Raw genomic sequence first — 21,148 nt, forward strand, 5'->3', positions numbered from 1 at the left:
CTCTTTTGTGGGGCTCAATCTATGGGGGGCGCCACCGGGCCGTTGGGGTCGGTGGCTGTGCGCCTCCCCCACCTCCTCCTGGATGCGCGCGAGCGGGCCACCGAGCTGGGCGCCGTTCCGGTGCCCGCTTCCGTCGGCGCCGTGCTGAGCATGTACGCGCAGATGCTGGGCGCCCGTGCCGTCGTCGAGGTGGGTACCGGCGCCGGGATCAGCGGATTGTGGCTGCTCGACGGCATGCGCGAGGACGGCACGCTCACCACGATCGACTCCGAGCCCGAGCATCAGCGCGCGGCCAAGGAGGCCTTCCGCACCGCCGAGATCCCGCCGGCGCGCACCCGGCTGATCAACGGCCGCGCACTCGACGTGCTACCCCGGCTCGCCGACGGCGCCTACGACCTCGTCTTCGTCGACGCGGCCCCGATGGAGCACCCGCTCTACGTCGAGCAGGGTGTCCGGCTGCTGCGCGAGGGCGGCGCGTTCATCCTGCACAACGCGCTGCTGGGCGGGCGCGTCCCCGATCAGAGCCAGCGCGACCCGGCCACCCAGGCGGTGCGCGCGGCGACCAGGGCCATCGCGGAGAATCCCGAGCTCACCAGCGTGCTGATTCCGATCGGCGACGGTCTGCTCTGCGCCTCGCGCGGTTGACACCGCGGCGCCAGCCGCCGACAGCAGAGCTAACCGACCCAGATCCCTTTGCCGACGGTGACCACGCCACCGTTGCTGACGGCGAACCGTTCGCGGTCGCGGTCCAGGTCGACGCCGATGATCTCGCCCTCGGCGACCACCACGTTCTTGTCCAGGATCGCGTGGCGCACCACCGCGCCCTTGCCGATCCGGACGCCGGGCATGAGCACGCTGCCCTCGACGGTGGCGCCGTCGTCGATCATCACGTTCGAGCTGAGCACCGAATTGCGGACGGTGGCCGCCGACAGGATCGAGCCGGCACCGACGATCGATTCCTGGGCGAGGCCGCCGCGGGCGAACTTGGCCGGCGGCAGGTTCTCCGCGGCGCCGCGGAGCGGCCAGTGAGTGTTGTAGAGGTTGAACACCGGGTGGACCGAGACCAGGTCCATGTGCGCCTCGTAGAAGGCGTCGATGGTGCCGACGTCGCGCCAGTAGCCGCGGTCGCGCTCGGTGGCGCCGGGCACGTCGTTGTCGGCGAAGTCGTAGACGGCGGCCTTGCCCGCCGCGACCAGCGTCGGGATGATGTCGCCGCCCATGTCGTGGTCGGAGTCGGAGTTCGCGGCGTCGGCGCGGATCGCGTCGACGAGCACGCGGGTGGTGAACACGTAGTTGCCCATCGACGCGAACGTCATATTCGGGTCGTCGGGCGTGCCGGGCGGGTGCGCGGGCTTCTCCAGGAACTGGGTGATCCGGCCCGACTCGTCGGAGTCGATGCAGCCGAACGCGCTCGCCTCGCTGCGCGGCACCCTGATGCCCGCGACGGTGACGCCCGCGCCGGAGGCGATGTGGCTGGCGACCATCTGCTCCGGGTCCATCCGGTACACGTGATCGGCGCCGAAGACGACGATGTAGTCGGGATCCTCGTCATAGATCAGATTGAGCGACTGCATGATCGCGTCGGCGCTGCCGGTGTACCAGCGCGGGCCGAGCCGCTGCTGCGCGGGCACCGGGGTGATGTACTCGCCGGTGAAGCCCGACAGCCGCCAGGTCTGCGAGATGTGGCGGTCCAGCGAATGCGACTTGTACTGGGTGAGCACGCACAGGCGCAGATAGCCCGCGTTGACGAGATTGCTCAGCACGAAGTCGATCAGCCGGTACGCCCCACCGAAGGGAACCGCGGGCTTGGCGCGGTCGGCGGTGAGCGGAAATAGGCGCTTGCCCTCGCCACCGGCGAGCACGATCCCGAGTACGTGCGGCTGGCTCCTCACCCTGCCAAAGTACAGGCTGGCCGCCACCACGGTGGCTCATGTCGACCCAAGGGTTTAATTTGGACCAGTGAGTTTTGGCACCGACAGCGAGCAGGCGCCGGCGGGATCGGTGCGAGTCGCCATGCTGACCCGGGAGTATCCGCCGGAGGTGTATGGCGGGGCGGGTGTGCATGTCACCGAGCTCACCGGCAGGCTGCGGGAACTGTGTGAGGTGACGGTGCATTGCATGGGCGCGCCGCGCCATGGGGCTGTCGTTCATCGGCCGGATCCTGAGCTGTACGCCGCCAATGCCGCGCTGCAGATGATGTCGGCGCAGCTGCGGATGGCCGATGCGGTGGGCGCGGTCGACGTGGTGCACTCGCACACCTGGTACGCGGGACTGGCAGGTCATCTCGCGGCGGCGCTCTATGGGATCCCGCATGTGCTCACCGCGCATTCGCTGGAACCGCGCAGGCCGTGGAAGGCCGAGCAGCTCGGTGGTGGATATCGGCTCTCGTCGTGGTCGGAGCGTAATGCGATGGAGTACGCCGACGCTGTCATCGCGGTGAGTGAGGGGATGCGGCACGACGTGCTCGACGCCTACCCCGCGATCGACCCGGACCGGGTTCACGTGGTGCACAACGGCATCGATGCGGGCATCTGGCATTCCGGCCCGCCCACGGGCGAGGAGATGCCGGTGCTGGAGCGCCTCGGGGTGCGTGCCGACCGGCCGATCGTGTCGTTCGTCGGCCGGATCACCCGGCAGAAGGGCGTCGGCCACCTGCTCGCCGCCGCCGCGGATTTCGACCCCGATATCCAGCTGGTTCTGTGCGCGGGCGCCGCCGACACCAGGGAACTCGAACTCGAGGTCGCGGACGCCGTCGACGGGCTGCAACGCAAGCGCGGCAATGTGTTCTGGGTCAAGGAGATGTTGCCCACCGAACAGGTTCGCCAGATTCTGGCCGCGTCAGCGGTTTTCGTCTGTCCCTCGGTCTACGAGCCGCTCGGCATCGTCAACCTGGAGGCGATGGCCTGCGCGACCGCGGTGGTGGCCTCCGATGTGGGTGGGATCCCCGAGGTCGTCGACGACGGAGTCACCGGTCGGCTGGTGCACTACGACGCCACCGAAACGGAAGAGTACGAACACGGCTTGGCCGCGGCGGTGAACGCGGTGGCGGGCGACCCGGCCCTCGCGGTCCGCTACGGCGAGGCAGGACGGGCGCGGGCCATCGCGGAGTTCGACTGGGCGCGCATCGCCGAACAGACCCTCGAGGTGTACCGGAGCGTGCTGCGCTAGGGCCTGGTTCACAGTCCGCCAACTGACTGCGCTGAGCATTCACTGATCGCTGCGATGGCCCGGATTTCGACTGATCGGCGGGATAGTGAACGTTCAGCGCATGGCTGAAGCGCGGGGACCGGTCGTCGAGGCTGTCAGCTGCGGTAATCGGTCAGGTCGGGATGTAGGACGACACCGTCACCGACGCGGTGACCTCGGTGATGTCCGGCAGGCTCGCGATACGGGGGTCGTCGGAGGGCGTCCCGTGGAAGGCGGACGGGCCCATCGCGATGACGTTCGTGACGTCGGCACGGGTGAGCTTCATCGGGAACTCGACGAGGGTGTGGGCGATGCGGGTGAAGGCGCCCGACAGGGAATCGGCCAGGCGGCGGTCCTTGTCGGGGTCGACTCGAACCATGTCGAGTGGGCCGACCAGCTCGCTCAGATGGCGGGCCGTGGGGGTGACGACGACGAAGCGGCCGCCGGGGGCCAGGACCCGGGCCACCTCGGTGGGGTTGCGCGGGGCGAAGACCGAGAGGACGCCCGCGAGGGTGTTGTCGCGGATCGGCAGGCCACGCCAGGCGTCGGCGAGTACCGAGGCCACGCGGGGGTGGGCACGAGCCGACCTGCGTGCGGCGGGCTTGGCGACATCCAGAGCGATGCCGCGCATCAGGGGATCGGCCTCGATGACCTGGGCCAGGTAGTAGCCGGTGCCCGCGCCGACCTCGAGGATCACTCCGCCGTGCGGCGGGCGCTCGGGGGCGGTGCCGCCGCGGTGTTCGGCACGGTCACGACCGGTGTCGTCGGTCGGCGCCGGGGCGTCATCGGCCGGTGCGGCGCCGAAGGCGTGGGTCGCCGCCGCGGCGATGGGCGCGAAGTGCCCGGTGCCCTGGAAGGCGGCGCGGGCGTCGAGCATGGCGGCGGTGTCGCCGGTCATCTTCGTCGACGCGCCGGTGAGCAGCCCGACATAGCCCTGCCGGGCGATGTCGAAGCTGTGTCCGGTACCGCAGCGCAGCGCGCGTTCGCGCGGTCGCAGTTCGTCTCCGCACACCGGGCAGGCCAGGGGGGCGGCCACCTCGGTGAGTGCCGTCAGCTGGTGACGCGCTTCAGTTCGTCACCGAGCGCCGCAGCCTCGTCCGGTGTGAGTTCGACGACCAGACGCCCGCCACCCTCGAGTGGAACCCGCATGACGATTCCACGACCTTCCTTGGTTGCCTCGAGGGGACCGTCCCCGGTACGGGGCTTCATGGCCGCCATCCTCTGCTCCCTCCAGATCTGCGCGGTCGAGTGCGCACCTGTTCTCTGGCTCGCCGGGTGTTCGGCGGGCCACACCGGTCCTATTCTTCCCTATTGCCGTCTCGGGCGGACACCTGAGTACGAAATGTGACTGCCGAGTCGGTTCCGTCCGGGGCCGCGCGCACCCAGCAAACCTCCAGGTGATCGTCCACCATCCCGGTCGCCTGCATGAGGGCATACGCCGTCGTCGGGCCCACAAATGCGAAGCCCCGGCGCTTCAATTCCTTTGCCAGAGCAATGGATTCGGGTGTGGTGGCGGGCACGTCCGCGATCGCCGCCGGGCGCGGGCGTGGCGGGGGCGCGAAGGACCACAGCAGCTCGTCGAGGCTCACCGGCAGGTCCCGGGCAACCTTGGCATTGGCGATCACCGCGTCGATCTTGGCGCGGTTGCGGACGATGCCCGCGTCGGCCAGCAGCCGGGTGCGGTCGTCGTCACCGAATTCGGCGACCTTCGCGATCTCGAAGCCGGCGAACGCCGCCCGGAACGCCGGGCGCTTGCGCAGGACGGTGATCCAGGCCAGCCCGGACTGGAACGCCTCGAGGCACAGCCGTTCGAACAGGGCGTCGTCACCGTGCAGCGGCTTGCCCCACTCGGTGTCGTGATAGTCGCGGTAGAGCGGGGAGCCGGTCGACCACGGGCAGCGGATGAGCCCGTCGTCGGCGAGCTCGGTCACGGCCGGTCCTGCCCGGGCGCCACCTGAGCCTGCCACTGGCGTACCTGGGCCAGCTCCAGCTCGAGCTCGTCGATGCGCTCGGCCAGCCTGCTCAGCGCCCAGTCGACCTCACCGGCCTTGTAACCGCGCACGACCTGCTGAAACCGCAACGCGCGTACGTCGGCCCCGGTGACGCCCTGCGCGGGCAGCACTGTGGCCGTAGTGCCCTCGGGTAACGGACCGAGTTCTTCGGACCGCCCGAACACGGCACTCGCCACCAGGAACAGCATCGCCGCCACCAACCCGACGATAAGCACGTATAGAAGCAGCGTTAGCACCCTGCCAGCCTACTGTTCCGCCTCCCCGAGAATTCAGGCCGGACTCAGGTGCGGGGTCGTTTGCGTCGGCGGCCGGTGGCGAGCTGCCGGGTCGGGTCAGCCCGTGCCCGGTGAGTTACCCATGTGCGGGCGAGATCAGGTGCCTGTCCACGGGCGCCCGCTACAGGTGCCGCGTGGTGTCGATGCCGAGCGACATGCCCGCCAGGCCGCGCTTGCGGATGGCCAGCTTGTCGGCGACCTCGCGCAGGGCCTTGGCGGCCGGGTTGTCCGGGTCGGTGAGCACGATCGGGGTGCCCGCGTCGCCGCCCTCGCGCAGGGCCTGCTCGATCGGGATCTGGCCGAGCAGCGGCACCGTCGAGCCGACCGCGCGGGTCAGGCGATCCGCGACGACTTGGCCGCCGCCGGAGCCGTAGAGCTCCATCCGGGAGCCGTCGGGCAGGTCCAGCCAGGACATGTTCTCCACCACGCCCGCGATCCGCTGCCGGGTCTGCAGGGCGATCGCGCCCGCGCGCTCGGCCACCTCGGCGGCGGCGATCTGCGGGGTGGTGACGACCAGGATCTCGGCGCTGGGGATCAGCTGGGCGATGGAGATGGCCACGTCGCCGGTGCCGGGCGGCAGGTCGAGCAGCAGCACGTCCAGGTCGCCCCAGAAGACGTCGGCGAGGAACTGCTGCAGCGCGCGGTGCAGCATCGGACCACGCCACACCACGGGCGTGTTGCCCTGGGTGAACTGCGCGATCGAGATCATCTTCACGTCGTATGCCATCGGCGGCATGATCATCCGCTCGACCTGTGTCGGGCGGGCGTCGGTGCCGAGCATGCGCGGAATCGAGTGGCCGTAGATATCGGCGTCGAGCACACCGACCGACAGGCCACGCTGCGCCAGGGCGACGGCCAGGTTGGCGGTGACACTGGACTTGCCGACACCACCCTTGCCGGAGGCGACGGCGTACACGCGGGTGAGCGAACCGGGCTGGGCGAACGGGATCACCGGCTCGGCCGAATCGCCGCGCAGCGACTTGCGCAGCTCGGTGCGCTGCTCGTCGCTCATCACGTCGAGGTCGACGGTCACCGCACCGGCGCCGGGCACGTCGGCGACGGCCTTGGTGACGCGCTGGACGATCTCGGTCCGCAACGGGCAGCCGGACGTGGTCAGATACACCTCGACATGCACGTCACCGCTGTCGGCGATGGCGATCGACTTGACCATGCCCAACTCGGTGATCGGCTTGCGGATCTCCGGATCGTCGACCTTCGCGAGCGCCGCCCGCACATCCGCTTCCGTCATCACTGGCATATGCCCGATTTTATGCTGCGGGTAATTCGAGCACGGTCGGAGGGGCTGATCCCGCTCGCGGCGCTGATGCATTACCCGCGATCCGGGCGCCCGCGATCGCCGTCGCCACTCGCCCAGATGGTGTTCACTGGGTCTCGGCCCGGTTCCGCTCGACCGCGGCGACGAAATCCGGATGCGCGGACACGATCAACTGGTCGCCGTCCTGGTTCATCCAGACGTCCGCGAAGTACCCCGCTCGGCTCCACCCCAGCATGACCACCAGCAAGGCGATCGGCATGCATCCGGGCATAACGGCGAACGCCAACGGCACATAGAGCTGCCGCAGCTCGAGGGACGCGACCGTGAGAACAGCCGCGATCGTCAGCGGTATCGCCAGCAAGGCTGCTACAGCGATCCACCGCGACCGCCTGATCTCATCCCGGCAGAGTTCACAGACCGGATATGAGAACCTGAGGCGTGCCGCTGCCAAAGACCGCTCCCGCGGCAGCGCGGACCTCAGAATTACCCGCAAGGTCGGAAACTCCGAGAACGGCCCGCGGTCGTGCACGATAAAAGGACGGTGTCCACTGGCAGGCAAACCGTGCTCGCTACACACCTCGGGCATCGGCTCGGCCAGCACCAGCTCCATCGGCTCCGTGGTGAACAGCGGGACCCACTCCGGGCTGATCTCCGTGTCAAAGACGACACGCTCCCGGGACGTCCCGCTCATCGCTTGGCTCGCGTGACAGTCATGCCAGCCACCCGCGCTGGTTTCGTTCGCGGAAATACCGGTCGTCCTCGTCCTCATCATCTGGGGTGACGATTCGCTCGCGGTTGGGCTTGCGGGTCCCGGGCACCACGATATTCGCGGCCGGTGCGGGCGCCGACGGGGGCGCCTGGTCTGCGACCGGCTCCGACCTGAACTCGTCCGCGACCGGCTGCGACCTGAGCCGCAGCAAGTCCGCTTCGCCCTGTTCTGCCAGCCGCTGCCGCTGCTCATCCGACATGCCGGCGAACTGCGCCATCGCGGCGGGCATCGTCTGATCGGCAACCCGATTGAAAGCCTCACTGTGCAGCAGTTCGCGGGCGCTGCCCTTCCCCTCGAGGATCCCGCGCAGCTGATTTTTCAACTGCGGTTCCGTGGCGTTGTCCATCAGTACCCGCAGCGCCCTCGACAGCTGCCGTGAGACTCCGATGTCACCGCGGGCCAGATCATGAATCGGCTCAGGCGCGTTCACTCAGGCTCCTGGATGGTCGTAGTTGGCGGTGGGCAGCACGGGCATGTCGGCGGACTCGATGACAGCGGCCACGCCGAAACCGACACCTGCGATGCCTTCGAGAGCGGCATATCCGGAGTTGAACTTCTGGACCAACAGGTTCCACTCGTTGATGACCTTGAGCGTGGTCAGTGTGGCAGCCGCGACCAGCGCCGCCGTCGCGACAATGCCGACGCCGGAGAGAGCGGCGACTCTGACCGCGACCCACTCGATGAAGGCGATGGCGCCGTAGTCCAGCACTGCCTGCAGTGCGTTACTCATCGCTGTCGAGATGTGGTATGCGGACTCGGCGAAATGCTTGATTTCGTCGGCCATGTCCTGCAGCGGATCGACCTGGGCGGAGATAGCGGCCGTGAGCTCGGTGAAATAGGACTGCGCGCTCGTCGCCGCGTTTCCGTCCCACGTCGTGTCGACCGCGGCCGCCGCGGACTTGACCGATTCGGAGAAGGCCGAACTGTAGGCGGCGAGGTTCTCCACGGCCTTGCCGGCCTTCTGCAGCGCCTCCCAATCACCGGAGATCTTGCTGGTGACCCACTTGAGCGGGTCGGTGCCGACGACGTTTGCACACCACGTGTTCACCCAGTAGCTCGGGGAGACGGCGTTGGAGGTGATGAGGAACTCGAACTTGTCGCTGAGCGGATCCTCGAGCGCGGGTTCGGTCAGGTGCTCGGCAGGGGTTGTCGTCACGGCTGACCGCCCGCGGGGTAGGTCCGGTCCAGCTCATCGGCCAGCGCCTTGTCGGTGGTGCGGTACACCTGCGCCACCTTGGTCAATTCGGTCGCCGCGGCCTCGGCGAGCGTTCCCAGTGCGGCGTAGTTCGGCGCCAGTTTGCCGTGCGCCTCGCTGACGGCGCTGAGACCCGTGCGGATCAGCCCGCCGTCGCCCCACACGGTGTTGTCCAGTACCAGCCACTTCTCCAGGTACGTCGCGACATTCGCGTTGGCATCGGCGAGTGCCTGCAATCTCGCGGCGAACACATCGACCGCCGGTGGATCGACCTTGAAAGTCTCCGACATCGAGCCCCCTCTCCCGGCGGCGAACCTGACGCCGCGCGAATGTCAGAGCACTTTCACATAAGTGGCTCGCGCGGTGCAACCACGCCTTGCCTAGAGGAGACCTGGACCCACCTTGGCAGCGGCCCTGACGGTGCCTCAGATGCGGGGGAGGTCCGAGGGCTTGGGGGCGAGGCCGCTCGAGTACGAGCCCGACCACGCCATCACATTGGCGACGTAGGCCATCGAGTTGTTGTAGCGCAGGATCGCCTTGGACTGCTGGGACAGGTCGCGCATGTTGAGCCCGCCGTCGCACAGGTAGCGGCCCGCGGTGAGAGCGGCGTCGAACAGGTTCTGCGGGTCGGCGACGCCGTCACCGTTGCCGTCGGCGGCGTAGCGGTGCCAGGTCTCTGGCAGGAACTGCATGGGACCGATGGCACGGTCGTAGCCGCCGAGGCCGTCGAGTTCGCCGCCGTCGCTGTCGTAGATGACATTGTTGCCGTACAGGCTGCCGTCGAGGACCGGTCCGTAGACGGCCTTGATCGGGTTACCGTCGGCGTCGGCTTTGCCGTAGGCGTGGGTGGATTCGACGCGGCCGATGCCTGCCAGCAGCGACCAGGACATCCCGCAGTGCGGATTCTCCACGGCCAGTTGCTCTTCGGCGCTCTGGTACGCGGCGACCGCGATACCGGGGATGCCGAGCGGGCCCGCGGGGAGATCGGCGGACGCCCGATCATTCGGCAGCGCAACGGTTTTCACCATCGGGTCGGCGGAGGGTGACTGACGAGCCTCCGCGTGCGCGACCTGGGCGATGTCGGCCTGGGGCGATGCGACGAGCTCGGGCGCGGCCTCCGGTTCGACACCGGGCAGGTCGTGCTCGACGGCCGCGGTGCTTGCGATGGTCGCGTCGGTGGCTGCGGCGGTAACGGCCACGAGTCCGGCGGGGACCAATCCGGTCAATGCGATGAGCGAGCTACGGCGAACCGTCGTAGCAGGCTGTTTCCGATGACGACCCACTGTGTGGTGCCCTCCTCAACCGTGTTGGATGAGAAGAGATTACCGCACCCGAGACCTTTTTGTTACCCCTCTGTGATCTGAATATCGGTTTGATTTCTACGGAGCCGCCGGGGCGGGCGGCAGCGGGATGACGATGTTGAACGGCAGCGTGATGCCGGGCTGTTGAGTGGGCGCCACCGGGGCGGGCTCGGCGGGTGCGGGCTCTGCGGGCGCGGGCTCCTCGGTCGGCGCGATGCCCGGTTCGGGAGTTTTCTCCGGTTCCTCGGTTGCCGGCGCCTCGGCGGGTGCGGGCTCCCCGGTCGCGGCAGGCGTGCACACGGGCGCGGTGGCCTCCTGCTCGGTGGCCTGCTGCTCGGGCTGAGCCGGATCCTTCGGCGCCGCTGCACCGTAGGTCTGCTCGACCGGGCGCTTCTCCTCCACGAGCGGGTTCGGCATCTGGGCGGGCACCGGCTCGCTCACGCAGACCTCGGGCGCAGGCTCGACCGGCGCCGGGCAGAAGATGCCGCAGGGGATCGGCGGCAGACCGGGCAGCGTGATCATCACCTGCGTCGGGGTGGTGACCTTCGGCGTGTTCGGCGGCAGCTGATTGGTCGTCGACGGCGGCGCCGCGGTGACCGGCGCGTCGGTGGCGGCGGCCAGCACATTGGGCGAGACCAGCGGGGCGCTGCCCGGCGGCACGATGTCGGGGGAGATGGTGACCTGGCTCGGCGCGCCACCGGTCCGGTACGCGGCCGACCAGCTCAGCACATTGGCCGCGTAGGACATCGAGTTGTTGTAGCGCAGCACCGCGCGCAGCTCCTGGGACGCCTCGCGCAGGTTCATGCCGCCCGAGCACAGGTACTTGCCCGCGGCGAGCGCGGCGTCGAAGACATTGTGCGGATCGGCGGTGCCGTCACCGTTGCCGTCGGCGGAGTACAGCGCCCAGGTGCTCGGCAGGAACTGCATGGGGCCGACCGCCCGGACGAATCCGCCGTCGGCTTCCCTGATGATCTCGTTGCCCGGCAGCGTGCCGTCGAGCGCGGGTCCGTAGATCGGGGTGGTCGAGGTGCCCGCCGCGTCGGTGCGGCCGCTGCTGGCGTGCCCGGATTCGATCCGGCCGATGCCGGCCAGCAGGTTCCAGGTGAGCCCGCAGCCCGGCTGCGCGGTCTCCATCGCCAGTTCGGCATTGCGGTAGGCGGCGAGCACGATCTCCGGGATGCCCAGCGCGCCGCTGCCGGTGGGTAGCGAAATGCTGTGCAGCGGAACGGTTCCGGCGAAAGGTGCCAGGTTGTTCGCCGACGGTGTGAGCGCGCGCAGCTTGCGTGGCGCCTCCTGCGCGATCGGCAGCAGCCCGACGATCTCGGACGGATCGACCTCGGGGGTGTCCTCGGTGGTGCTCGCCGTCGCGGCCAGTAGCGCTTCCGGCGCCGTCGGCGCGGTGCTGGGAGTCGCGGTCTGCACGGTCGATCCGGAGGCGACGAGTCCAGCGACGACAAGGGCCGACATCGTTATCGGAGCAGAGATTCGCACGGCCACCAACCCTTTACGTCGAAGCAGCGGCACCGCAGAGTCCCCCTCCGGCCCGCCCGGAACAACGTGATCCAGGTTACCTACCGGTCAGGTAGTTGTAGAGCATTTCCGGTTACTCGTCTGAACCACCTGGCGAAACCGGGGCAGGAGAGGGCGTTTGACCGGAGGTTTTCTTGCGAACGGCTTTTCGCTTCTTCTCCGTCTTCGGCGCGCCGTCCGGTGTCGTGACCGCGTCGATCCGGTCGAGCACCTCCTTGATCTCCTCGAGCTCGCGACGCAGGTAGTCGCGGGTGGCGACGTCGCCGACGGCCAGGCGCAGCGAGGCGAGCTCGCGGGCCAGGAATTCGGTGTCGGCCTTGGTCTGTGCCGCCCGGGTGCGGTCCTCCTCGAGGGAGACCTTGTCGCGGTTGTCCTGCCGGTTCTGGGCCAGCAGGATCAGCGGCGCCGCGTAGGCGGCCTGGGTGGAGAACGCCAGGTTGAGCAGGATGAACGGGTACGGGTCCCAGCGCAGCGCGACCACGAACACATTGAGGATGATCCAGACGATGACGAGCACCGTCTGCATCGCCAGATACCGTCCCGTCCCGAGGAACCGGGCGACCTTCTCGCTGCTGCTCGCGAACGCCTCGGAGTCCCAGTCGAGGGAAAAGCGCGAGCCGACGGGGGTTTCCAGCCGCTGACGGGCCGGGTTCTTCTCACTCACGACGTGCCTCCCTCCGCACGGAGCATGCTCGCCTCGGCATGGGCCGACGGTGGCTCCTCTTCCTCGCGCCAGTCCTCGGGCAGCAGGTGATCGAGGACATCGTCGACGGTCACCGCGCCGAGCAGATGATTCTCCGCGTCGACGACCGGCCCGCACACCAGGTTGTAGGTGGCGAAGTAGCGGGTCACCGCCGAGAGCGGCAGATCCGGTGACAGCGGTGTCAGATCGGTGTCGACGATCCCGCCGACGAGGTGCGCCGGTGGTTCCCGCAGCAGCTGCTGGATGTGCGCGCACCCCAGGTAGCGGCCGGTGGGGGTCGCGGTCGGTGGCCGGACGACGAACACCATCGACGCCAGCGCGGGGGTGAGATCGGGGTCGCGGACCCGGGCCAGCGCCTCGGCGACGGTGGTCGACGGGCTGAGCACGATCGGTTTCGGCGTCATCAGACCGCCCGCGGTGTCGGGGGAGTGCGCCAGCAGCCTGCGGACCGGCTCGGATTCCTCCGGATCCATCAGGGCCAGCAGCGATTCGGCTTCGCTCTCGGGCAGTTCGCCGAGCAGGTCGGCGGCGTCGTCGGGGTCCATCGCCTCGAGCACGTCGGCGGCGCGGCGCACCTCGAGATGGCCGAGCAGATCGACCTGGTCGTCGTCGGGCAGCTCCTGGACGACATCGGCGAGGCGTTCGTCGTCGAAGGCGATCGCCACCTCGATGCGGCGTTTCTCCGGCAGCTCGCGCAACCGGTGGGCGACGTCGGCGGCGCGCAGCCCCTCGAACTGTTCGAGCAGGGTGGTGACGTCCTGGCCAGGCCTGCCGACCACGGCGGGTGTCAGGCCATCGACCTGCGTCCAGTCGACCACGTGCACGGTGCGCCTGCGCCCGATCCGGCGATGCCCGCGCACGGCGACCCGGCCGACCACCCAATCCCTGGTCCTGGTCTGCTCGATGCCCAGATCGGCCACGTAGACGTCGATACCGTTCAGATCCGGCAGGCCGGGATCGTCGACCCGCACCTGGGAGTCCACGATCTGGGCCAAGGCCAGCATCTCGCCGGGGCGCTGGGCGAATCGCCGCAGGCTCACTGTGCCGGTGTTCAGGGTGACGATGCCCGGCTCGATCGCGGTCACCCGCAGCATCGGCACGAAAATCCGCCGCCGGGTGACCAATTCGACGACCATGCCGTGCACCCGCGGCTGCTGGCGCCCGTGCCGCACGGCCACGACGACGTCGCGGACCCGGCCGATAGACTCCCCGTCCGGACCCAGCACCGTCAGACCGGCGAGCCGGGCGACGTACACCCTGGTGGTTGCCATGACCCTCAGGCTAGGCCACACGAGGAGGAGCCCATGAAGCCCCGCCGATCGGTGCTCGCCGTTCCCGGCAGCAATCCCAAGATGATCGCCAAGGCCAAAGGCCTGCCGGTGGACGAGGTCTTTCTCGACCTCGAGGACGCCGTCGCGCCCGGCGCCAAGAGCGCGGCGCGGGCGAATATCGTCGCCGCGCTGAACGAACCGGGCTGGGGCTCGCAGCTGCGGGTGGTCCGGGTCAACGACTGGACCACCGAGTGGACCTACGCCGACGTGATTCAGGTGGTCGAGGGCGCGGGTGCGGTGCTCGACGCGATCCTGCTGCCCAAGGTGACCGACGCGAGCCAGGTGCAGGCGCTGGATCTGCTGCTGACCCAGCTGGAGAAGGCGAGCGGGCTCGAGGTCGGGCGGATCGGGATCGAGCCGCAGATCGAGAACGCCATGGGCCTGCGCAATATCGACGCGATCGCCACCGCGAGCCCGCGCGTGCAGGCGCTGGTGTTCGGCCCCGCCGATTTCATGGCCAGTATCAATATGCGCACGCTGGTGGTCGGCGAGCAGCCGGAGGGCTACGACGTCGGCGACGCCTACCACCACATCCTGATGACCATCCTGCTCGCCGCCCGCGCGCACGGCATCCAGGCGATCGACGGCCCGTACCTGCAGGTTCGCGATGTCGATGGGTTCCGGCGGGCGGCCGGGCGTACCGCCGCACTGGGTTTCGACGGCAAGTGGGTGCTGCACCCCGACCAGATCGACGCGTGCAACGAGATCTTCAGCCCGCGCCAAGGCGACTACGACCGCGCCGAGCTGATCCTGGAGGCCTATGCCTTCCACACCTCGGAGGCGGGCGGCGCGCGTGGCGCCGTCATGCTGGGGGATGAAATGATCGACGAAGCCAGTGCGAAGATGGCGCAGGTCATAGCGGAGAAGGGCCGAGCTGCCGGAATGACGCGCACGACGCGTTTCACTCCGCCACAGCCGGTCCAGAACTAGCAGAATGGGACTATGACGAATCCCTTGGGCAACCCGAATCGCGGACGGCAGGCGTTGCCGACGCCGCCGTCGGGCTGGCCGGTCGGCTCGTATCCGACCTACGCCGAGGCGCAGCGCGCGGTCGACTACCTGGCCGACGGGCAGTTCCCGGTGCAGGACGTGACCATCGTCGGCGTCGATCTCATGCAGGTGGAGCGGGTGCTGTACCGGCTCACCTGGGGCAAGGTCATCGGTGGCGGCGTGGTGTCGGGCGCCTGGCTCGGCCTGTTCCTCGGCCTGCTGCTGAGCCTGTTCGCCACCACCGGCAGTGCCCTTGGCCCGCTGGCCGTCGGCCTGGTCGGTGGCATCGTGTTCGGCGTGATCACCACCTCGATCCCGTACGCGGCCACCAAGGGCCAGCGCGACTTCGCCTCGTCCATGCAACTGGTCGCCGGCCGCTACGACGTGCTGTGCGACCCGAAGACCGCCGAGCGCGCCCGCGACATGCTGGCCCGATTGGCCCTGTGACGCAATGGATGTGGTGAATTCGGTCCGCACCGCGGTGCTGGACCATTACGGCGTCGACCGGGCGCGGGTCGACTCGGCCTCGGTCACCTTCCTCGGGTTGGAGCCGATCGAGATCCTGCGCATCCCGGGCGAGGACGCGGTCCACTACGCGACCCTGGGCGGATCACGCCACCCGATGGGCGATCCGGCCGATCTGCTCGCCGATCCTGTGAAGGGCCCGCGCGCGGAGCTGGTGCTGACGTTGCTGGCGAGCGCGGGACCGCAGGCCGGTGTCGCGCGCACGCTGGGCGTCCTCGTCGCGACGCCGTCGGTGGAAGGCGTTGTGCTGCAAGCCGACGCCCTGCTGGACCTGGGCGAACCGCTGTGGCACAACGCCACCTTCACCGCGGTCCTGCTCGGCGAGAGCGACATCACCGAGGTGGCGCTGCCCGAACCCGCCGATCCGGTGCGGTATCTCAGCGTCACCCCGATCACCGCGACCGAGGCCGCCTGGGTGCGCGTGCGCGGTGCGCAGGCGCTGCGCGACGCCTGGTCCGAGGCTGGCATCGATGTGCGCGACCCCGCTCGCGGCGCGGTGAACCTCTAGATCCACTTGTTGCGGCGGAAACTGCGGAACAGCGCGGCGCACAACACGACCATGGCCGCCACCACCACCGGGTACGCCCACGGCTGGTGCAGTTCCCACATGTAGTCGAAGTTCATGCCGTAGACGCCGGCGATCATGGTCGGCACCGCGGCCATGGCGGCATAGGCCGCGATCTTGCGCATGTCGGTGTTCTGCTGGACGCTGATCTTGGCCAGCGCCGCGTTGACCAGGCCGCTCAGCGATTCGTCGAAGTAGGCGATGTGCTCGGTGACGTTGGTGTGGTGGTCGGCGACGTCGCGCAGATAGCGGCGGATCTCCTTGGGCACCGGCATTTCCTGGTTGTGCACCAGGTACTGCAGCGGCTGCCCCAACGGCGAGACCGCCCGGCGCAGTTCCACCACTTCCCGCTTGAGCTGGTAGATCGCGCCGATACCGACTTTCGAGGCCGGGGTGAACACCGCCTCCTCCATCTCGTCGATATCGGACTCGACCGATTCGGCGACATCGACGTAGGAGTCCACGACGTGGTCGGCGACGGCGTGCAGCACCGACACTGGGCCGAGCCGTAGCTGATCGGGCTTGCCCTCCAGTTCCCGGCGCACCCCGGCCAGTCCGGTGTGCTCACCGTGGCGGACGGTAATCGCGAAATGGGCGCCGGTGAACGCCATGATGTCGCCGGTCTCGACGATCTCGCTGATGGCGTGGATGTCGTGCTCGATGTAGCTGACGGTGCGCATCACCAGGAACAGGGTGTTGTCGTAGCGCTCCAGCTTGGGGCGCTGGCGCCCGTGCACCGTGTCCTCGACGGCCAGTGGGTGCAGGCCGAAGATCTGGGCGACATCGGACATCTGCCCCTCGTCCGGATCGTGCAGGCCCAGCCAGACGAACCCGTCCTCGGTCTTGCCCGCCTCGGCCAGCGCCTGCTGCGGGGTGAAATGTCCGGGCAGCCGCTTGCCGTCGACGTAGACGCCGCAGTCGACGATGGCGCGCGCCGTCGGCACGGGGATCCGCGGCCGCGGCGTCGCAGGCCTGCTCGGCCCGCGAAACGACGGCATCTGCGGTAGTGAGGGCACGACCTGGATGCTACGGCCAACTGCCGAGTCGGCCCAGGGCTGCGCACCCGCCGAGACCGCACTGTAAGACTGAGGGTGTGCGCATCGATCTGCATACCCATTCGACGGCCTCCGACGGCACGGACAGCCCGGCCGAGCTGGTGCGTCGCGCCGCCGCGGCCGGCCTCGACGTCGTCGCCATCACCGACCACGACACCACCGCGGGCTGGGCCGAGGCCGAGGCGGCGCGTCCGCCCGGGCTGACGCTGGTGCGCGGCATGGAGATGTCGTGCCAGGGGATGGGGGAGGACGGCAGGCCCGTCCCGGTGCACCTGCTGGCGTACCTGTTCGACCCCACCGACGCGGGTTTCGCCGAGGAACGCGAACGGCTGCGCGCCGAACGGGTGGCCAGGGTGCGCGCGATGGCCGACAAGATGGTGGCCGACGGCCTGCCCATCGATCCTGACGCGGTGCTGGCCGGCGCCGGTCCCGCGGCGGGGCGCCCGCATCTGGCGCGGGCGCTGGTGGCGGCCGGCGTGGTCGAGAGCGTCGACGCCGCGTTCCTGGAACTGCTCGCCCCGCACGGGCCGTACTACGCGGAGAAGGCCGACACCCCGCTGACCAGGGCGGTCCAGCTGATCGCCGCCGCGGGTGGCGTCAGCGTGGTGGCCCATGTGCGCGCACGCAAGCGCGGCAGGCTGCTGGCGCTCGACGAGATCAGGGAGCTGGCCGGGCTCGGGCTGGGCGGGCTCGAGATCGACCACCCGGACCACTCCGACGCCGATCGTGCTGTGCTGACCGCTCTTTCGGCCGAACTCGGCCTGCTGCGGACCGGCTCGTCGGACTATCACGGCAGCAACAAGACCATCGAGATCGGCGCCTGCCGGACCGATCTCGATCAGTTCGAGGCGCTGATCGGCAAGGCGAGCGGGGTGCCGGTGATCGCCCCGTGACGCTGCTGCGCGGGCTCAGCGGCATCGTCGCGGGCGGAGTGGTGGTGCTGCTCTGCGTCGTGGTCGGTGCCGCGGTGATCGGTTCGCGCAGGGACTTTCCCGGGCCCGGCGCCGAATCGCTGAGCTGGCATGTGCTGGCCGCGATCGTCGTCGTCGGCGCGCAGGTCTTCGCCGACCGGCGGCGCGGGCCTGCGGCGGTCACCGGGGCGGCGGTAGTCCTGGTCACGACCGGTGTACTGCTTTGGACACAATGGTGGGGCTGACGGCCGCGTAGTGGTTGCGCCCGGGTGAACTGTGCCCGAATATTTCTCTTTGTGAGCAGCATCGAGACGGATGTTCTGATCCTCGGCGGCGGACCCGCCGGGCTCTGGGCCGCCGTCTCGGCCGCAGCCACCGGCGCCAGGGTCGTTCTGGTGGACAAGAGTCGTTGCGGCTCCAGCGGTCCGGCGGTCTACGGCACCACCACCCTGTGGGACATCGCGCCTGGTCAGGCCAGGGCGAACGCGGTCGATCGGGCACTCGCGCGCGGCGGCGGTCTCGGTGACCCCGTCTGGCTGCACCGGGTGATCGACGAGACCCATCGGCGGCTGCGGGTCTGGTCCGGCCCGCGGCACCGGGTACCCGATGCCGCGGCCGGCGATCCGCCGGTGGTGCACCTGGACGGCGCGACCTATCTGCGCAGGCTGCGCCGCGGCGCCGTGGAAGCCGGCGTGCGCATTCTCGATCATCATCCGGCGCTGCATCTGCTCGTCGACCCGGCGGGCACCGTGGTCGGCGCCGCGGGTGTTCAGCACCACAACAAGTTCCGGCCGTGGACTGTCCGCGCGGGCGCGGTGGTGCTCGCGACCGGTGGTTGCGCGTTCCTGTCCGGCGGCGCGGGCACCGACGTGAACACCGGCGAGGGCCTGCTGATGGCGGCCGAGGCTGGGGCCGAGCTGTCCGGCATGGAGTTCTCCGGCGCCTACGGACTGGCGCCGGTCCTGGCGCGGGTACACCCGAATCCGGCTGTCGCCCCTGGACTCTCGGTGCACTTCGCCGTCCTCTACGACGAGTCGGGGATAGAACTCCCCGGCGCGTATCACCCGGCGGCGCTGGCCGCGCTCGCCGACGGCAGACGGGTCTACGCCGCGCTGCACGAGGTGCCCGACACGGTCCGGCACTGGCTGGGCAGGCACGGTGCGATCGACTCCGCGGGCCGGGTACCCGTGCGCGCGGTGCTGGAGGGAACGGTCCTCGGGGCAGGCGGCCTGGCGTTGTCGGGATCGGACTGCATGACGACGGTCCGCGGACTCTTCGCCGCGGGCGCCGTCGCCGGCCGGGAAGTCATCGCGGGTGCGGCGGGGGTGACCGGCGGCCTGCGAGGTGCGTGGGCGCTGGCCGCCGGAACCTGGGCGGGTGCGGGCGCGGCGGCCTTCGCGATGGTCACCGAGCGCGCCACCAGCGCGCGCCCGGTGCCGGGAGCGGGCCTCGGGCCGCACGCCCACATCGATCCGCGCTCGGTGATCGGCCTGGTGCAGGAGCACACGCTGCCGCTGCGGCGCAGTTACCGGCGCAGTGCGGGCAGCCTGCGCGACAGCATCGCCGAGCTGGATATTATGTGGCCGGGGGCGCGGTTCGAGCTGGGCGGCATCGGCGCCGGGCAGCTGCGGGCCAGGCAGGCCGCGGCCCTGCTCGCGGTCGCGCGGTGGGCGGGCTACAGCGCGCTCGTGCGCACCGAGAGCCGCGGCATCCACCGGCGCATCGACCATCCGGACGCGGTCGCGCACTGGCGGGTCAGGCAGCGCTGTGGCGGGCTCGACGACGTGTGGGTCCGCCGGGCCGATTCGCCCGATCCGTGGGACGGCGAGCTCACCGCGAGCCGACCGGCCGCGGTGTGATTGTTCACCGGATGTTCCCCGCCAGCTGCGAGTTTTCTCTAACGCCATGGCAATTCGGCGCGGCTACCCTCGACACATGACGCTCGACCGGATGACACACCGAACCGGTTTGGCAACTGGTCGGTCCGGCTGGCAGAATGTTGCGGATTCCCTTCCCTTGCCACCGCCGGGTTCGGGGACCATGGTGACCCTTCGCCTCGCGACGCACCGTCGCGGTCGGGGGTCGACCCGTTTGTCTGCCCGGACCACCCGTCCGGCTCCGCTCTGCGGATCAGTGCCGCGCCACGCGCCCGGTTTTCTCCGGTATTCGCCCTGGCTGCGCGCCCTATGAGCGTCATGCAATTCCGTAATCCCGATATACCCGGCGGTAACCGTCCCCCGGTTGAGTCCGACTCGAGCAGGAGTGAAATCGTGTCACCTGTGACTGACGCACCGAATGCCACCGCGGCGCCCCAGGCCGATGACGCAGCGAGTCTTGCTGCCATCACCCACGACGAGATCTTCGCGGGTCACCTCGGCGGCAAGCTGTCGGTCGAGCTCAGTGCCCCGCTCGAGACCCAGCGTGATCTGTCCATCGCCTACACCCCCGGCGTTGCCCAGGTCAGCCGTGCGATCGCGGAGGACCCCGCGCTCACCAAGACCTACACCTGGACCGACCGCCTCGTGGTCGTGGTCAGCGACGGCACCGCTGTGCTCGGCCTCGGCGACATCGGCCCGCGCGCCTCGCTGCCCGTGATGGAGGGCAAGGCCGCGCTGTTCAAGAAGTTCGCCGGGCTGAACTCGATCCCGCTGGTGCTCGACACCACCGATCCCGACGAGATCGTCCAGACGCTGATCCACCTGCGCCCGAGCTTCGGCGCGGTCAACCTGGAGGACATCTCGGCGCCGCGCTGCTTCGAGATCGAGCAGCGCGTCATCGAGGCGCTGGACTGCCCCGTCATGCACGACGACCAGCACGGCACCGCCATCGTGGTGCTGGCCGCCCTCAAGGGCGCGGCCGCGCAGCAGGGCCGGGACATGTCGGCGCTGAAGGTCGTGGTGTCCGGTGCCGGTGCGGCCGGTGTGGCCTGCGCCAACATCCTGCTCGCCGCGGGCGTCCCCGATGTGGTCGTGCTCGACTCCAAGGGCATCGTCAGCGCCGGTCGCGACGGCCTCAACGGCGTGAAGGCCGAGCTGGCCGCCCGCAGCAACCCGCGCGGCCTGACCGGTGGCGCCGCCGAGGCCCTCGCCGGTGCCGACGTGTTCCTCGGCCTGTCCGCGGGCACCATCCCCGAGGAGCTCATCGCCTCGATGGCGCCGAAGTCGATCGTGTTCGCCATGTCGAACCCCGACCCGGAGATCCACCCCGAGGTGGCCGCCAAGTACGCCGCGATCGTGGCGACCGGCCGCAGCGACTTCCCGAACCAGATCAACAACGTGCTCGCCTTCCCCGGCGTGTTCAAGGGTGCGCTGGACGCGGGCGCGCGCCGGATCACCGAGGGCATGAAGGTCGCCGCGGCCGACGCCATCTTCGGTGTCGTCGCCGACGAGCTGTCCGTTGACCGGATCATCCCCAGCCCGCTGGACCCGCGCGTGGCTCCGGCCGTCGCCGAGGCCGTGGCCGAGGCCGCCCGCCGCGAGGGCGTCGCCTAGTCAGCAGTACTCACCGCCGAAGCGCCCCCCACC

General features: G+C 69.6%; 24 protein-coding genes. 9 read left to right on the forward strand and 15 right to left on the reverse strand.

Annotated features, from left to right (window positions below; all coding sequences use genetic code 11):
• The first annotated feature begins 21 nt into the window (after window positions 1–21).
• Window positions 22–645 (forward strand): O-methyltransferase, encoded by a 624-nt coding sequence (locus ACFWPJ_RS04500; protein ID WP_378847144.1) that lies wholly within the window; start codon window positions 22–24, stop codon window positions 643–645.
• 29 nt (window positions 646–674) lie between these two features.
• Here ACFWPJ_RS04500 and glgC read toward each other — a convergent pair whose 3' ends face one another.
• Window positions 675–1,892: a glucose-1-phosphate adenylyltransferase gene (gene glgC, locus ACFWPJ_RS04505; RefSeq protein ID WP_378847090.1), complete on the reverse strand. Its 1,218-nt coding sequence runs from the start codon at window positions 1,890–1,892 to the stop codon at window positions 675–677.
• A gap of 109 nt (window positions 1,893–2,001) precedes the next feature.
• On the opposite strand from glgC, the gene glgA reads away from it, so the two are divergent.
• Entirely contained in the window at window positions 2,002–3,168 is a 1,167-nt protein-coding gene (glgA, locus tag ACFWPJ_RS04510; RefSeq protein WP_378847146.1) for a glycogen synthase, read from the forward strand.
• Window positions 3,169–3,319: 151 nt separating this feature from the next.
• Here glgA and ACFWPJ_RS04515 read toward each other — a convergent pair whose 3' ends face one another.
• The 13 genes from ACFWPJ_RS04515 to ACFWPJ_RS04575 form a co-directional block, all read right to left on the reverse strand.
• On the reverse strand, window positions 3,320–4,222 hold the full coding sequence (locus ACFWPJ_RS04515; protein ID WP_378847093.1) for a putative RNA methyltransferase: 903 nt from the start codon (window positions 4,220–4,222) through the stop codon (window positions 3,320–3,322).
• Between the two features lie 14 nt (window positions 4,223–4,236).
• Window positions 4,237–4,404: a DUF3117 domain-containing protein gene (locus tag ACFWPJ_RS04520; protein ID WP_378847096.1), complete on the reverse strand. Its 168-nt coding sequence runs from the start codon at window positions 4,402–4,404 to the stop codon at window positions 4,237–4,239.
• Between the two features lie 80 nt (window positions 4,405–4,484).
• Window positions 4,485–5,117: a DNA-3-methyladenine glycosylase I gene (locus ACFWPJ_RS04525; RefSeq protein ID WP_378847098.1), complete on the reverse strand. Its 633-nt coding sequence runs from the start codon at window positions 5,115–5,117 to the stop codon at window positions 4,485–4,487.
• Entirely contained in the window at window positions 5,114–5,434 is a 321-nt protein-coding gene (locus ACFWPJ_RS04530) for a DivIVA domain-containing protein (protein WP_378847101.1), read from the reverse strand. The genes ACFWPJ_RS04525 and ACFWPJ_RS04530 overlap by 4 nt, the downstream gene beginning before the upstream one ends.
• Window positions 5,435–5,594: 160 nt before the next feature.
• Window positions 5,595–6,731, reverse strand: a complete 1,137-nt coding sequence (locus ACFWPJ_RS04535) for an Mrp/NBP35 family ATP-binding protein (RefSeq protein ID WP_378847103.1) — start codon at window positions 6,729–6,731, stop codon at window positions 5,595–5,597.
• Between the two features lie 124 nt (window positions 6,732–6,855).
• Window positions 6,856–7,359 (reverse strand): hypothetical protein, encoded by a 504-nt coding sequence (locus tag ACFWPJ_RS04540; protein WP_378847105.1) that lies wholly within the window; start codon window positions 7,357–7,359, stop codon window positions 6,856–6,858.
• A gap of 100 nt (window positions 7,360–7,459) precedes the next feature.
• Window positions 7,460–7,864, reverse strand: a complete 405-nt coding sequence (locus tag ACFWPJ_RS04545) for a hypothetical protein (RefSeq protein ID WP_378847106.1) — start codon at window positions 7,862–7,864, stop codon at window positions 7,460–7,462.
• Between the two features lie 84 nt (window positions 7,865–7,948).
• Window positions 7,949–8,674 (reverse strand): WXG100 family type VII secretion target, encoded by a 726-nt coding sequence (locus tag ACFWPJ_RS04550; RefSeq protein ID WP_378847108.1) that lies wholly within the window; start codon window positions 8,672–8,674, stop codon window positions 7,949–7,951.
• Window positions 8,671–9,003 carry a hypothetical protein gene (locus tag ACFWPJ_RS04555; RefSeq protein ID WP_378847111.1) on the reverse strand — a complete coding sequence of 111 codons (333 nt, stop codon included), beginning with the start codon at window positions 9,001–9,003 and terminating at the stop codon, window positions 8,671–8,673. The genes ACFWPJ_RS04550 and ACFWPJ_RS04555 overlap by 4 nt, the downstream gene beginning before the upstream one ends.
• Before the next feature lie 135 nt (window positions 9,004–9,138).
• Window positions 9,139–9,996 (reverse strand): lytic transglycosylase domain-containing protein, encoded by an 858-nt coding sequence (locus tag ACFWPJ_RS04560; RefSeq protein ID WP_378847113.1) that lies wholly within the window; start codon window positions 9,994–9,996, stop codon window positions 9,139–9,141.
• A gap of 96 nt (window positions 9,997–10,092) precedes the next feature.
• On the reverse strand, window positions 10,093–11,481 hold the full coding sequence (locus tag ACFWPJ_RS04565; RefSeq protein WP_378847116.1) for a lytic murein transglycosylase: 1,389 nt from the start codon (window positions 11,479–11,481) through the stop codon (window positions 10,093–10,095).
• Window positions 11,482–11,617: 136 nt separating this feature from the next.
• Window positions 11,618–12,208 carry a DUF1003 domain-containing protein gene (locus ACFWPJ_RS04570; RefSeq protein ID WP_378847118.1) on the reverse strand — a complete coding sequence of 197 codons (591 nt, stop codon included), beginning with the start codon at window positions 12,206–12,208 and terminating at the stop codon, window positions 11,618–11,620.
• Window positions 12,205–13,518: a magnesium transporter MgtE N-terminal domain-containing protein gene (locus ACFWPJ_RS04575; protein WP_378847121.1), complete on the reverse strand. Its 1,314-nt coding sequence runs from the start codon at window positions 13,516–13,518 to the stop codon at window positions 12,205–12,207. Before ACFWPJ_RS04575 ends, ACFWPJ_RS04570 begins: the two co-directional genes overlap by 4 nt.
• 33 nt (window positions 13,519–13,551) lie before the next feature.
• Here ACFWPJ_RS04575 and ACFWPJ_RS04580 point away from each other — a divergent pair, with 33 nt between their 5' ends.
• The 3 genes from ACFWPJ_RS04580 to ACFWPJ_RS04590 are packed head-to-tail and all read left to right on the forward strand — an operon-like array spanning window position 13,552 to window position 15,601.
• The gene (locus ACFWPJ_RS04580; RefSeq protein ID WP_378847124.1) at window positions 13,552–14,508 is read left to right on the forward strand and encodes an HpcH/HpaI aldolase/citrate lyase family protein; all 957 of its coding nucleotides are present in this window, start codon (window positions 13,552–13,554) and stop codon (window positions 14,506–14,508) included.
• A gap of 12 nt (window positions 14,509–14,520) precedes the next feature.
• On the forward strand, window positions 14,521–15,015 hold the full coding sequence (locus tag ACFWPJ_RS04585) for a general stress protein (protein WP_378847126.1): 495 nt from the start codon (window positions 14,521–14,523) through the stop codon (window positions 15,013–15,015).
• A gap of 4 nt (window positions 15,016–15,019) precedes the next feature.
• Window positions 15,020–15,601 carry a suppressor of fused domain protein gene (locus tag ACFWPJ_RS04590; RefSeq protein WP_378847129.1) on the forward strand — a complete coding sequence of 194 codons (582 nt, stop codon included), beginning with the start codon at window positions 15,020–15,022 and terminating at the stop codon, window positions 15,599–15,601.
• Here ACFWPJ_RS04590 and ACFWPJ_RS04595 read toward each other — a convergent pair.
• Entirely contained in the window at window positions 15,598–16,674 is a 1,077-nt protein-coding gene (locus ACFWPJ_RS04595; protein ID WP_378847130.1) for a magnesium and cobalt transport protein CorA, read from the reverse strand. The two genes, ACFWPJ_RS04590 and ACFWPJ_RS04595, sit on opposite strands and share 4 nt — an antisense overlap.
• Before the next feature lie 77 nt (window positions 16,675–16,751).
• Between ACFWPJ_RS04595 and ACFWPJ_RS04600 the strand changes: the two genes are divergently transcribed.
• The 4 genes from ACFWPJ_RS04600 to ACFWPJ_RS04615 all read left to right on the forward strand — a co-directional run bounded on the left by ACFWPJ_RS04600 (window position 16,752) and on the right by ACFWPJ_RS04615 (window position 21,115).
• Window positions 16,752–17,606, forward strand: coding sequence for a PHP domain-containing protein (locus ACFWPJ_RS04600; protein WP_378847132.1), 855 nt, complete (start codon window positions 16,752–16,754; stop codon window positions 17,604–17,606).
• Window positions 17,603–17,869: a hypothetical protein gene (locus tag ACFWPJ_RS04605; protein WP_378847135.1), complete on the forward strand. Its 267-nt coding sequence runs from the start codon at window positions 17,603–17,605 to the stop codon at window positions 17,867–17,869. Before ACFWPJ_RS04600 ends, ACFWPJ_RS04605 begins: the two co-directional genes overlap by 4 nt.
• A gap of 51 nt (window positions 17,870–17,920) precedes the next feature.
• Window positions 17,921–19,483, forward strand: coding sequence for an FAD-binding protein (locus ACFWPJ_RS04610; protein WP_378847138.1), 1,563 nt, complete (start codon window positions 17,921–17,923; stop codon window positions 19,481–19,483).
• A gap of 411 nt (window positions 19,484–19,894) precedes the next feature.
• Entirely contained in the window at window positions 19,895–21,115 is a 1,221-nt protein-coding gene (locus ACFWPJ_RS04615; RefSeq protein ID WP_378847141.1) for an NADP-dependent malic enzyme, read from the forward strand.
• Window positions 21,116–21,148: the final 33 nt, after the last annotated feature.

The organism is Nocardia sp. NPDC058497 (assembly GCF_042720195.1).
Lineage (GTDB): Bacteria > Actinomycetota > Actinomycetes > Mycobacteriales > Mycobacteriaceae > Nocardia.

What these genes read in the sequence shown, in the direction of transcription:
- ACFWPJ_RS04535 (WP_378847103.1), bottom strand. Translation starts at nt 6,731, where the DNA reads ATGCCAGTGATGACGGAAGCGGATGTGCGGGCGGCGCTCGCGAAGGTC.
- ACFWPJ_RS04585 (WP_378847126.1), top strand. Translation starts at nt 14,521, where the DNA reads ATGACGAATCCCTTGGGCAACCCGAATCGCGGACGGCAGGCGTTGCCG.
- ACFWPJ_RS04555 (WP_378847111.1), bottom strand. Translation starts at nt 9,003, where the DNA reads ATGTCGGAGACTTTCAAGGTCGATCCACCGGCGGTCGATGTGTTCGCC.
- ACFWPJ_RS04590 (WP_378847129.1), top strand. Translation starts at nt 15,020, where the DNA reads ATGGATGTGGTGAATTCGGTCCGCACCGCGGTGCTGGACCATTACGGC.
- ACFWPJ_RS04500 (WP_378847144.1), top strand. Translation starts at nt 22, where the DNA reads ATGGGGGGCGCCACCGGGCCGTTGGGGTCGGTGGCTGTGCGCCTCCCC.
- ACFWPJ_RS04580 (WP_378847124.1), top strand. Translation starts at nt 13,552, where the DNA reads ATGAAGCCCCGCCGATCGGTGCTCGCCGTTCCCGGCAGCAATCCCAAG.
- ACFWPJ_RS04520 (WP_378847096.1), bottom strand. Translation starts at nt 4,404, where the DNA reads ATGGCGGCCATGAAGCCCCGTACCGGGGACGGTCCCCTCGAGGCAACC.
- ACFWPJ_RS04565 (WP_378847116.1), bottom strand. Translation starts at nt 11,481, where the DNA reads ATGTCGGCCCTTGTCGTCGCTGGACTCGTCGCCTCCGGATCGACCGTG.
- ACFWPJ_RS04545 (WP_378847106.1), bottom strand. Translation starts at nt 7,864, where the DNA reads ATGGACAACGCCACGGAACCGCAGTTGAAAAATCAGCTGCGCGGGATC.
- ACFWPJ_RS04540 (WP_378847105.1), bottom strand. Translation starts at nt 7,359, where the DNA reads ATGGAGCTGGTGCTGGCCGAGCCGATGCCCGAGGTGTGTAGCGAGCAC.
- ACFWPJ_RS04575 (WP_378847121.1), bottom strand. Translation starts at nt 13,518, where the DNA reads ATGGCAACCACCAGGGTGTACGTCGCCCGGCTCGCCGGTCTGACGGTG.